10 protein-coding genes and 1 riboswitch are annotated in these 12,882 nt (G+C 42.6%); all 10 genes read right to left on the minus strand.

What is annotated here, in order from left to right:
- Positions 1–12: 12 nt before the first annotated feature.
- Positions 13–288, minus strand: a complete 276-nt coding sequence (locus tag ABS301_RS13570; RefSeq protein ID WP_349672713.1) for a hypothetical protein — start codon at positions 286–288, stop codon at positions 13–15.
- A gap of 133 nt (positions 289–421) precedes the next feature.
- Positions 422–581, minus strand: a riboswitch (M-box (ykoK) riboswitch).
- Between the two features lie 148 nt (positions 582–729).
- Positions 730–3,039 (minus strand): glycoside hydrolase family 95 protein, encoded by a 2,310-nt coding sequence (locus ABS301_RS13575; RefSeq protein WP_349672714.1) that lies wholly within the window; start codon positions 3,037–3,039, stop codon positions 730–732.
- Positions 3,040–3,059: 20 nt separating this feature from the next.
- Positions 3,060–3,548, minus strand: coding sequence for an HD domain-containing protein (locus ABS301_RS13580; protein ID WP_349672715.1), 489 nt, complete (start codon positions 3,546–3,548; stop codon positions 3,060–3,062).
- An 84-nt stretch (positions 3,549–3,632) separates the two neighbouring features.
- Complete coding sequence (gtfA, locus tag ABS301_RS13585) at positions 3,633–5,051, minus strand: sucrose phosphorylase (RefSeq protein WP_349672716.1); 1,419 nt, start codon at positions 5,049–5,051, stop codon at positions 3,633–3,635.
- A gap of 15 nt (positions 5,052–5,066) precedes the next feature.
- Positions 5,067–6,713: a glycoside hydrolase family 32 protein gene (locus tag ABS301_RS13590; RefSeq protein ID WP_349672717.1), complete on the minus strand. Its 1,647-nt coding sequence runs from the start codon at positions 6,711–6,713 to the stop codon at positions 5,067–5,069.
- A 78-nt stretch (positions 6,714–6,791) separates the two neighbouring features.
- Positions 6,792–7,658, minus strand: coding sequence for a carbohydrate ABC transporter permease (locus tag ABS301_RS13595; RefSeq protein ID WP_349672718.1), 867 nt, complete (start codon positions 7,656–7,658; stop codon positions 6,792–6,794).
- Complete coding sequence (locus tag ABS301_RS13600; protein ID WP_349672719.1) at positions 7,658–8,539, minus strand: carbohydrate ABC transporter permease; 882 nt, start codon at positions 8,537–8,539, stop codon at positions 7,658–7,660. Before ABS301_RS13600 ends, ABS301_RS13595 begins: the two co-directional genes overlap by 1 nt.
- Before the next feature lie 22 nt (positions 8,540–8,561).
- A complete protein-coding gene (locus ABS301_RS13605) occupies positions 8,562–9,923 on the minus strand; it encodes an ABC transporter substrate-binding protein (protein WP_349672720.1) in 1,362 nt (453 codons plus the stop codon).
- 312 nt (positions 9,924–10,235) lie between these two features.
- Positions 10,236–11,213, minus strand: a complete 978-nt coding sequence (locus tag ABS301_RS13610) for a LacI family DNA-binding transcriptional regulator (protein ID WP_349672721.1) — start codon at positions 11,211–11,213, stop codon at positions 10,236–10,238.
- Positions 11,214–11,330: 117 nt separating this feature from the next.
- Positions 11,331–12,866 carry a DUF5605 domain-containing protein gene (locus ABS301_RS13615; protein ID WP_349672722.1) on the minus strand — a complete coding sequence of 512 codons (1,536 nt, stop codon included), beginning with the start codon at positions 12,864–12,866 and terminating at the stop codon, positions 11,331–11,333.
- Positions 12,867–12,882 lie beyond the last annotated feature (16 nt).

Below are 12,882 nucleotides of genomic sequence, written 5' to 3' on the forward strand. Positions count from 1 at the left end.
AGCGTATTGGGTTCAGGAGCCTGGAGCAGACAAGTGTACGTCTCCATCCAAATCACTCCTGCTGCTTCGCTTCCCGGGGGCCGCGCCGCTACTTCCGTCTGCATCCATTCTCCTCACCTCACTTTCAAAATAATCCTTTTTATTATAAAGCCTGATATTAAATAGACCAAAAATGGGCACAAAAAAACCACCATTATCAAAAAACGTGTTTTTGAGAATGATGGCCGTAATATCTGGCTGAACAGCACAACTAAGTAACAGGCAAAGACTGCCTGTCACCGATATCATATACTGCCATCATCCGTTTTATACAACTGTGACAATTACCACTATCCAAAACAGGCACATCCTTTCTTTTTAAAATTTAAAATAAAAAATTCCCGCATATTCGGAAAGAATATACGAGAATGTAATTACATTTTCTTATATTTTCGTATGAGTTTTAGCTTTACAGGGCAATGTAACTGTATTATGCTGCACCTTAATGTCGATGCAGCCTGTTCAAACCATCTCATTGTGTCTCCACAACTTTGCGGCAACAGCCCGTATCCCTGTAGTAGCCTCACCTACCGAATATTCGTCTTTATACTAGTTCAATTTGCCTCATTTGTCAACCCCTAATTTGCTTTTTAACCTATAAGCCATGCCTTAGCAGTAAAATCACCAATCCTCCGTTATGAGCATCTTTTCTCAGTTTCAGTTCTACATAATATTCCATCTCTGATCTCCTTACTGACAGAAGAGTTGTATTTCATATACACCCTCACCGAAACAGACTACCTTCTGCCCGTTATAGGTAATGCTTACCTTTTCCCCGGAAACGATCTTTGTAATTCTGTCAGGCTTTATAAAACAGCATCTGCCGCCTTTTTCTGCAAGAATTCTGCCTGAAATAACCTCTCCGTCCTTCCAGGTAAAGGAAACGGTTAGGGCACCTTTGGTTTTTATTCCGCTTATATGTCCGAAGTCCCAGGTTTTTGGCAGTGCGGGCAGAAATGTAAGCTCACTGTTTAAGCATTGCAGTAACATTTCCACAATTCCCGCTGTCCCGCCGAAATTTCCGTCAATTTGAAACGGAGGATGACAGTCAAATAGATTGGGATAGGTTGATTTTATCAATAGATCCCTGATATTCTCACCTGCTTTTTCACCATCCCTGAGTCTGGCCCACATGGTAATAATCCAGGCTCTTGACCATCCGGTATGACCGCCGCCGTTCTTAAGACGTCTTTCCAAGGACACCCTTGCAGCCTCCATTAATTCCGGAGTTCTTTCATAAGTGATCTGCTCAGAAGGATACAGAGCATACAGATGTGAGATATGTCGGTGGCCAGGTTCCATTTCCTCATAGTCTTCCGCCCATTCCATTAACTGTCCGTATTTACCAACAGACAACTCCGGCAGACGGGGTAAAATTGTTTTTAGCCTATTTGTCAATTCATCCTCGCAGCCAGTGATCTCTGCCCCTTTGATACAAGCCTCAAACAGATCCCTGATAATCTCGGTATCCATAGTTGGCCCGATACAAAGCTGACCCGTCTGACTGCTCTGATGGAGATAGGTGTTTTCGGGTGAAATGGAAGGCCCTGTTATCAGTTTCCCCTGATGGTTTTCAAAGAGATACTCCGATATAAAAAGACTGGCTTCCTTCATCAAATCCATATTCATTCTCAGAAATTCCTGATCCAGGGTATATTCATAATGATTCCAGATATGAATGCAAAGCCAGGCTGCACCCATAGGCCAGATCGTAGACGACATGACTGCATCCTGGGGCGCGCAGTCTCCGAACAAATCCGTATTATGGTGAGCAACAAAACCGGGCAGGCCGTACATATCCCTTGCAACCTTCTGACCATAGGGAAGCATTCTGCGGATTAACTGGAAAAGCGGAAGGTGGCATTCCGATAAATTGCAGCTTTCTGCCGGCCAGTAATTCATTTCCGTATTAATGTTAATTGTATATTTACTGCCCCAGGCCGGATGCTCATTGCGGTTCCAGATGCCCTGTAAATTTGCCGGCTGTGACCCCGGTCTGCTGCTTGAAATTAACAAATATCTGCCAAACTGGTAATACGCTGCAATCAGCTCCAGATCCTGTTCTCCCTGCTGCATGGCTTTCAGTCTTTCAGGAATCGTCCTTTCCGCTTTTTCAGTATCCTGACCCAGCGAAAATTGAACGCGATTAAAGTAGCTCTGGTACTCCTTTCTATGCTCCGACTTCACAAGCTCATAAGGCAGTTTCAGTACAGACTCCAGCTTTTCTCTGCACCATCCGGCCGGTTCTTCTTGATAGAAATCACTTCGAATTGACAGATAGACAGTAAAGGAATCTGCTTCATTTACGCGGATCTGGTCTCTGTGAATCTCCACGGTACCGCCTTCATTCTTAATTGCAGCCATGACACAATAACAGCAGCCCTCCCCGCCTTCCTTTACAGTCATGGATAGGATGTGGTCGGATATTTTTTCAATTTTTTCTACATTACTGCGGAAAAATGTCAGAGTCAGGCAGCCATTTACCTTTTCTTTACTTTTACTCTCCTGATGGAAGGCAATTACCTGATGAACGGCACTGGCAAAATATTCCCTTTGGTAATCCCTCCCGCCAATCTCATATTTCATGGTCACAATTGCCTGATCTAAGTCAAGACACCTTATGTAATTCTTATACGCCTGGTTCTCTTCATGAAATTCAAAAAAGATTTCACCAGCGGTACTGTAATTTCTCTGCTGGTCAGGAATTGGCATCATGGTATCAGCGGCAAGCTTCTGAGCATCTGAGACCATGCCGTCTGAAAGTAACTGACGAATCTTAAGATAATTGTCTTTCGCTTCTGGATTTACACGGTTTCTGCCTCCGTTCCCATACCAGATGGTATCCTCATTCAGCTGCAATTTATCGATCTGCACTCCGCCAAAAACCATAGCTCCCATGTTCCCGTTGCCAATGGGTGCTGCTTCATTCCAAATTTCTTCACTGTCAGGTCTGAATCTTTGGTACGGAACCGGTCTGTCATATAGCAAACGATTCTTCATAAGGCCCCCTCTTCTTTTCTTTACAAATACATGGTTTCAAGCATTCGGATTCCTGATGCTGTTGCAAATATCTTCTTCCTGACATTCTCAACTGCCTCCCGGGACATCCCGTCTTCCCATGCATTGACAAGAAAATCAGCTTCCACAAGAATCTGATAATCCTCCCCTTCTATATTTTTGTATGTATGATGGTGACCTACCAGCCAGCAGATCCGCTCAGTCTCTTCCGGAGAATAATCAAGAGACAGAAGAAGATTTCTTGCAATAGGCGGTCCCTCCAGCTCCTGGTAATTGCCTGCGCTGCTGTGATATTTTTCTTCGCTTGCCTTAATGCCGATATCATGAACCACGCAGGCTGTTTCCAGTATCCGCTGCTTCCTGGCATCAAGCCCCTCTTTTTCTCCAATCAGCTTACCAAACTGGTATACTTTAATAAAATGCTGAATCCTCTTTGGATCGCCTTTATAATAATTCATCATCTTTTCAATCACACTGTTTATGGTATTCATCCGTTGAGAGCCCTCCTTATTTATTCTGTATTTATCTTACTGAGACGGAGGGCATTTGTCAACGCAGAGAACCAGCTTCATCTTTTAATTATGACTGATGTCAAATTCATAACTTTTTAAATCAGCCGTAAGCGCAGCATAATAGGTGCCCCAGGTACGGATGACAGTCAGCTGATGATCCTTTTTAAGCTTCACTTCCATAGTTCCCTCCAAAGCAAACGCCGGGTGGGTGTTTCTAAAACGCATCAGCTCAAAAAGTCGTTTCACAACTGGCCGATCCGTCTCTTTTGCTATTTCTTCCAGGCTGTAGTAGTGACGATTAATGTCTCTTCCATTTTTTGTCTTTTCCATCAGCTTAATATCATTGGATCCGGCAAGCAGGCCCACATAATATACCTGGGGAATTCCCGGTGCAAAAAACTGAATGGCTCTCGCCAGCAGATATGCATCATCCCTGTCACCAAGTGCAGAATAATAGGTGGTGTTCACCTGATAAATATCCAGATTGTTGTAAGCCGCCGTATTGTATATCTTTTTTACATTGGCTCCCTTGGTAAACATTTTTTCTTTCGTCTCCTCAATTGCCTCATCAGGCATTAAGTCTCTGGCATCCACAATTCCGATTCCATCATGGGTATCCAGCGTGGTAAACTGCTTTTTCGGAGACATCTCAAGCCATCGTTTCAAATACATCCCGTTTCCTGTATAAAGCGCATTTAAAACCAGAACGGGAAGTGCGAAATCATAGATCCAGAATCCCTGCTTTGCAATTTTCATCTGGATGGTATAATGCTCATGGATCTCCGGTAATATATCCACACCCTTTGAGGACACAACATCCTGAATCTCATGAAGCAGCTCCCATATATCCGGCTCCACAAAAAAGCAATTGCTATTTTTCTTTTTTACAGCATAGGCAAATGCATCCAGCCGAATTATGGAGGCTCCATTCTCGCACATGTCGGTTAAGGATTTACGTATGAATTTCTTCGTCGTCTCAGTCCTTACATCCAGGTCAATCTGTTCCTCACAAAAGGTACACCAAACCTTTTCCACATCCCCATTTTTAAATGCAACCTCGGTATAGGGTGCCCGTGGCTTTCGTTTGTAGATTAAATCCACCTCTTTTTTGGTTGGTTCTCCCTGATCCCAGAACTCTTTATATCGGATAAACATTTCCTTGTAATCGGAAAGCTCCTTCTTTTCCTCAAAATCCTTAAAATAATCAGAATTTCTGGAAATATGATTTACCATAAAATCAAACATCAGATAATAATCTCTGCTGATTCTTTTTATATCTTCAAATGTTCCGAATTCTGCATCCACCTGATCATAACACAGAGGAGCAAAACCTCTGTCTGCGGAAGAGGGAAAAAAAGGCAGAATATGAACCCCTCCTACTTCATTCTCCAGATACGTGTGCAGAACTGTATCCAGTTCTTTTAAATTCCTGCCCAGACTGTCCGCATATGTAATTAACATGATTTTATTATTCAGTTCCATTCATCCAACTCCTATCTATTCACTTATCCTGATTCCCCTTAAAGCATGAATTTTTATGTTTCCCATGATCCCGGAATACTCTATCTCCACAGATCCTGAAACGCTGTCACTTTCATTATCCGTCACAGCATATGTCAATCCTTTGCAGGCAAACAATTCAAACACATCCAAATCTGCATAAATTCTTAAATGATGTTCTTTTTCTTCTTTTAATGGTATTCTGTGTGGTCCCACTTTTATTTCACGGCTGAAAAGATCAATCGAAAACAGGGTTTCAAATACAGTCAGCTTTATATACGATTCACCTTTCCCCTTTATCTGTCTGGCATCACTAAATGTCAGTTCTATCTCAAGCGCCTGACCCTCACCAGAATAAAGTCTGGCAAAACACGGTGCAAAAGCCTCTTCCTTCTTATCCAGAACTTCACTGAATGACTCACTTCTCAGATTTGCCAGTTCCTTTGCAGGATTGATACAGATCCGGTACCCCTCAGTCGTTTTACTAAGCTCCAGCTCTCCAGGCAAGGATAAAATACCGGCGTAATTCCTGTCTTTCTTCACGCTGGTTATCCAGCTAAGCTGTAAAATGCGCTCACCTGTCCCTTTAAAAATCTGTGCAGCATATGGCCTGACAAAGTTTCGGTCAACCTTGTTCTCCCCATCTGTAATTATGTTATAAAGCTGATATCTGGCAATGGCGTCTCCCTCTTTATTCTTTTCTGCCTGAAAATACTTCCCATCAAAATCTCCCAGGCAGTAATATCCGTCTGCAGACCACAAAGCCCACTTCTTCACCCCATCCTCTTCACAGGTGATCGAAAAAAAGTCCGGACATTCCCACATACCCGGTATGATAATTTCCTGCATCTTCTCCCAATGGATCAAATCTTTGGATCGAAAGAAATAGAAGGTATCATCAGAGATATAAAGCACCATAATATAAGAGCCGCTTTCTTCGTGATAGAACACCTTTGGATCTCTGTTTTCCTCATTGATATGAGGCACAACAGATTCTTCCAGCTTTTTAAGAGTTTTTCCATGATCCGTGCTGACTGCTACTTTCTGAGTGAACCTATGTTCCTTAGACCAGTGGCTGCGTCCACCCGCTGAAGTATAATAATATGCAATTGCATCCGCCCCCAGTCCCAGACAATTGTTCTGATCCAAAATAGCTGTCCCGGAAAACGCCGGTCCCTCTTCATCCGGATACAGAACATCCTCCGTCTGTGTATAAGACAGAAAATCACCAGTACTGGTATGTGCCCAGTGCATGTTCTCCCATCTGACTCCATAAGGATTATGCTGATGGTAAATGTGAAACACTCCATTGTCATAAATCAGACCATTGGGATCATTGAGCCACCCAAATTCAGGCGCATAATGAATCAGAGGTCTTTTGGGTCCTGGATTTACTGGTTTTTCATCTCTCACCAGAATGTTCTCAAACCATTTTTCTTTGTAATTCCCTTGTATTGTCATGATAGCGCCCAGATACGCCGATGCATCAAACCATGCATAAAAATGCGGTTTATCTTCTCCGGTTTCAATACACATCTCCTGAATCTTTACGCCATTTGTATAAAAAGATACAATGGAATCTTCCACTCCCGGTGTGATGGGAATCCACAAATATTTCCCAGTCATACGAATTGTATTTTCCAACCTGCTGCCCTCTCTTTTTGTCATTTTCTCTGTTAAAAAAGCCCTGCGTCACCAAATATGGAATCACAGGGCTGTCTCCTATGCCTTTACCGCTCCCGCTACAACACCGCTGATAATCTGCTTCTGCAAAATCAGATAGATCACAATGACTGGCAGAATGGTCAGCACCAGACCTGCCATGATTTTCCCCAGATCGCTGGAATACGTACCATAAAAAGTATAAGTTGATAAGGGCAGCGTATATAATTTCTTTTTTCCAAGAATCAGGCTGGGAAGAAGATAATCATTCCACAGCCATAAGACATCAAGGACAATCAATGTTGCAGTAGTGGGCTTTAAAAGTGGAAAAACAATCTTAAAAAACAGCTGGTAAGGGGTGCAGCCATCAATAATAGCCGCTTCCTCCAGGGAAATGGGAACCCCGGAGCGGATAAACCCATAATAGATAAATATCGCCAGGCCCATACCAAATCCGATATTCATAAATATTAAAGTCGACCTCATATTCAGCATTCCAAACATATTCCCATAAATGGATATGAGGGGAATCATAATCGTCTGAAAGGGAATTACCATAGCTGCCACAATCAGTGAAAAACTGAATTTCGCTGCAAAGGTTTTGGTTCTTGCAAAGAAGTAGGCTGCCATGGAAGCAAACAGGACAATGAAAGCCACACTGACAAAGGTAATTAGCAAGGAGTTTCCAAACGCCCTTACATAGTTCATCTCCCGAAACGCCGAACTATAGTTATCAAAGGAAAAACCTTTGGGATCTACCAGCATAAGTGGATTCTTTATAATCGTAATCTTTCTTTTAAACGAATTGATCAGAATTAAGAAAAATGGAATCATGTATAAAACCAGCACCGCCGTTAATAAAACCAGCTTCATAAGGTTCATAAAAACTGCTTTTCTTCCTCCTACCACAGTTCTCCCTTTCGCCATTACGCTTCCACCTCCTTCTTCCTGCTTAAGTAATACTGGGTGACAGCCACAACTGCTACCACTGCGAAAAGCACCAGCGCCTCTGCCTGACCTAACCCGTACTGTTTGGATTTAAACGCCTTCTGATACACAAGGAGAGCAGCCATAATCGTACTTCCATATGGTTCTCCTCCTGTTAAGGAGACGTTTAAATCATATACCATAAAGCATCTGGTCAGTGTTAAAAATGTACAGATGGAAAACGACTGAGCCATCATGGGTATCACGATGTGTCTGGTCCTCTGTGTATTGGTACATCCGTCAATACTGGCCGCTTCTATTAAATCCTTTGGCACTCCGACAAAGCCTGCAACGTAGATCAGCATCATATATCCAGAATACTGCCATACGGTAACCAGAATTAAAGCAAAGAACGCTTTTATGGGATCCGATAACCAGGAACTTTCAAACAGCGGCGCTGAAATCATCGCTCCAAAAGCAGTAAATGCTTTGGAAAACACAAACTTCCAGATAAATCCTAAAACAATCCCGCCGATTAAGTTTGGTGTAAAAAATCCTGCCCGGAAAAAGTTCTGACCTTTCAGCCCGCCAGTCAGTAAATATGCCAGTGCAAATGCAATCACCTGTACCAGGATCGTACTGATTGCCACGTAAGACAGGGTCAGTAACAGTGCATTCCAAAATCCCCCATCCTGAAATACTGCTATGTAGTTGGTGATTCCGATCAGATGCTTTTTCTCTGAAATCCCATCCCAGTTGGTAAAGGTTAAATACACACCATAGATAAATGGAATGATGACTACTGCAAAGAAGAAAAACATTGCCGGACCAGCAAACATCATATATGTTTTTATTTTATTGGACATCGCATTTTTTTCCATAAAAGCGTTCCTTCCCTATCCCCTATTTCTTGGATTTCCAATAGCCTTCTAAGTCAGCTGCAAGACCGGCACGGTCTGTTTTTCCTCCCAGATATTTCTGCACAAAACCACCGCATACAGACCAGTGATCTCCAGGCAGTCCGTTATACTGGTCAAACGTCAGCCCAGCATCTGCGTAAGCCTTTAATGCCTGCCCCAGCTTATTTTCAGGAGAAGCGTTGAAGGTACTAAAGCATGGTACTGCAAGAATCTGGTTTGCCACAATATCCTGAGCTGTCTTATCATAGACCAGCCAGTTTAAAAAGTCTTTTGCAGCCTGAATCTGTTCCGGAGAAGCGCTTTTATCAATCATGATCTGTTTGGAACCAACCGCATTGACCAGAGTATTGAATTTATCATCCTTTGTATTCTGAACAACCGGAAGCATGCCAAATTCAGAGCTGGAATCCGCAAATCCGGATACAACTTCCCATACCCAGTTACCGTTAAACCAGAATGCAACGTCGCCTTCTGCAAAATAGGCATTATCCGTATCGTAATCTGCCGCAAGAGGATCTTTTCCATTGATGTTATATTTCATAAGCACATCAAAGGTATCAAGCAGGCTGTTGAATCTTGCGTTGTCAGCCAGTTTTGCAGATCCGTCCTTTAACGAACCGATGAGATCTTCTGCTCCTTTGGAAGTTCCATCCTGCTCTTCATACATAAGTCCCAGATAATGAGCTCCCAGTGACCAGTCCTCTTTGGAGATACAAACCGGTTTTTCCATTCCCGCAGCAACCAGTTCATCGCAGATTGCTTTAAAATCATCAAGATTTTTTATGGATTTCTCATCAAAATCCTTTCCCAGCGTCTTTTCGATGGCGGTTCTGTTAAATAAAAGTCCTCTGCCTTCCAGACTGAATGGGAATCCATACAGCTTTCCGCCTACCTTTACACCATATTTATCTCCGCCGTCGGCCACCCATTTTTCCCCATCTAACGGGAGAGCCTTTTGTTCTGCAAGAGCAACAATATCATTGCAGTCCATAATGGCAAGTGTAGGAGCATCTCCTGCTGCATATCTTTTCTGAATTGCCTCATAGGGAGAATCTCCCTCTGAAATAGAAGTCATCTCCACAGTAACACCGGTCTTTTTCTTATAATCCTCAAACGCCGGTTCAAAAAATTTCTCCATGCCTGCTTTCGTGTTTAAAATGGTGATAGTGACTCCATTTGCCGCAGCTCCTGCACTCTGAGATGATTCTGCTTTGTTCCCTTCTGTACTTCCTGCTGCCGTTGTGCCTGCGTCCCCCTCAAGCGTCTTGCTTCCGCTGTTACATCCTGCTGCAGTAAGCATCATAACAGCTGCCAATCCCAATGAAAGAACCTGATTTCGTTTCATTCCAATACCTCCCTGATATTTTGATTTTCCGCAATAAATGCTTCCTGATGGAAGCTTATTTACGTATGCTGTAACCTGAGTATATTCCTCTCTGTGTCTCATGTCAACCGCTTGACATATTTTCGTCTTATCTACAAATTTTTTATCTTATTTTTTGTGCATATTACCCAAATATTCATTGTATTATCTATACTATATATTTTATTATTCAATTTATAACGCCTTTTTCACAGATCAATCGCTTATAATATTTTATTCTGCATTCGACAATAAAAAATGACACTGGCTTTAACGTTCCAGTGTCATTTTTATTTAAGTGGAATTTCTTTTTACAAGAGTAACCGGCAGCTTAAACTGTTCCGGAACTGCTTCATGATCCAGACTTCTCTGTATAAATTCGATGGCCCATTCCGCCATCTCTCTGACCGGCTGTCTGATGGTGGTAATCGTGGGAGTTGTCAGTCTGGCAATATCCACATCGTCAAAACCAACCAGCCGGATCTGTCCGGGTATGGAAATATTCATCTCAGCGCAGATCTGAATGGTCTGGGCAGCAATCAGATCACTGCTGGCAAAGATACCGTCTACGCCAGGATCTTCCTCAATGGCTTTCCTGATGTGCTCATGATAATCCAGAGTATTGTAAATGGTGCTGGTGGCCATCACTTCCCGGTGACGCACTCCGTGTTTCTCACAAACAGCAATAAATCCTTCCGATCTGGCATCCGCCGGCATGTTTTCATTTTTAATACCGCTTAAATGAAGCAGATTTTTACATCCTAAGGATATTAAATGTTCTGTCGCCAGACAGCCACCCTGATAGTTGTCACACTGAATACCCACAGTTCCTGCTTCTAAGTTACGCTCTATGGTAATGACTGGAATGTCTAAATTCTTCATCTCTTCAATATCCACGTTTCGGCTACACAGTACAATCCCGGAAACCCGGTTGCTCTTACACATCTGGATGTATTCCAGTTCCTTTTCATTCTTTGCTTTGGAATTGCACAGCAATATTTTGTAGCCTTTGTTGGCAGCTGCGTTTTCTAAGTTGCTGATGAGCTTGGCAAAATACGGGTGGACTATGTGAGGAACAATAATTCCGATGGTATTGGTTCTTTGCATGGAAAGAGACCGTGCCAGTTCATTGGGCTGATAATTAAGTTCCTTCATAACATCGTAAACTTTTTTTCTCGTCTGTTCACTGATATAGCCCCGGTTATTAATGACTCTTGAGACAGTGGTGACCGTAACTTCTGCCCGTTCTGCCACATCTTTAAGGGTTGCCATTGGTCAATCTCCTTCCGCCGTCTTTTATTCTGAAAATAAATTTTGGATTCAGTATACCATATTGCCCGGCTATGGTCTAGTACAATCCCGGAAAACTCAATTCTGCCTCTGTTGTCTCTACGCCTGATGTTTTCTGATGCGTATCGCCATATATTCCTTCCCTGGCAGATCTACTTTAAATTTCCCCTTAAATATGCCCCTGTTCTCAATTTCCATATCCCATGTATCAATGACTTCTACATCAAATTCCGTTGTGTCATCAAAATAAAATTCCCGGAAGGAAGGTCTGTTAAAACCATAGTAATACAGATAATAACTTTTAACTTTAAGTACCATGGAGCTGACACTTTCCACAGTTGCACACACCTCGTCCCAGGCCTGTTTTAACGGCGTCAGCCCATACCCCGGCGTTTCTGATAAGATCTGGCGGAGAAACTTCAGCCTGTCAGGGCTTTCTCCGTGTAAGACACCGCCGTGGGACCACCACAGGATGTCTTTTGGATTTGTATAAGTTTCTCCATGTCCGGCGTATCCCCCTCTTAAGCTGGCTTCCCAGAATCTTCGAACCAGTTCCTTACCACTTATATTTCCCCAGCCATGTTGGATGTTTCCTTCATAGGCTATCTCATCCAGCACTACCGGCTTTTGATACCTCTCTCTCCATTCATCTACATACTCCGCCGTCTTATAAACATCCTGCCTCTGTATGCTGCAGTGGGTAATCCATGGTCTGGTATAATCATAAAAAGGCCTGCAGTTATGAATGGATCTCAAATGATTGTATTTGTCTTTCCTGCAAATGATCCCTGCATAATATTCCCAGTCCTCAACAGACTTTTGAGGCATAAGATCATATTCATTGGCAAGTGACCACCAGACATTCCTGTATGCAGAAAATCTGGCAATTACGTAATTCCAGTATTGTTCGTCCTGCTCTCTGTCCATAAGACTGAATCCCCACCGATCGTAAGGATGCATAACGATTAAATCCGCTTCAATGGACAACTCTCTCAGCTGTCTGATACATTGTTCAATATGCCGGAAATGATCCGGATTAAAACGAGAATAATCCCACTGGTTTCCTTCTGCCCTTCCATTAAACTGCATAAAATTATCACTGGTTAATTTTGTACTGTCGCAGGGAGTTCCTATGTACGGATAAGAGATCGGTTCATTTAAGTTATAATCATAATGTTTTGGTAAAATACAGAAACGAATTTTGTTAAACGCACTATTCTTAAGCGTTTCAAGAGTCTGTTTTTGTAATTCTTCCGATTGCAGTTCCCAAACATAACAGGTCGTTCCTATGGAATAATAGGGAGCTCCGTCTTCATAGGCAAAATGATAGGTATTTGCTACATGAACAGGTCCATGATTACTGCCTGAAGCAGGAAGTACCAAAAAGGTTCCTTCCCATGTTTTTTCAGAAAAACTTCCGCTAATCAAAAATTTATAAATTCCTTCAAAGGAAGGCATGAAGCGGACCACATAATCTCCCTCTCCATTGTAAAAACCATCCACTGTTTTGCATTCATGATCGCCGGTAAAGGTTCCCTGGATCTTATAATCCATAAACGGATTCTTATCAGTGTGACCGGGGCAGGTAATTTCCCAGGTATCCCATTTTTCAAGTTTCTGAATAAATTCTGTCATATCAATCTCCTATATT

It is taken from the genome of Lacrimispora sp., from assembly GCF_031982545.1.
Lineage (GTDB): Bacteria > Bacillota > Clostridia > Lachnospirales > Lachnospiraceae > Lacrimispora.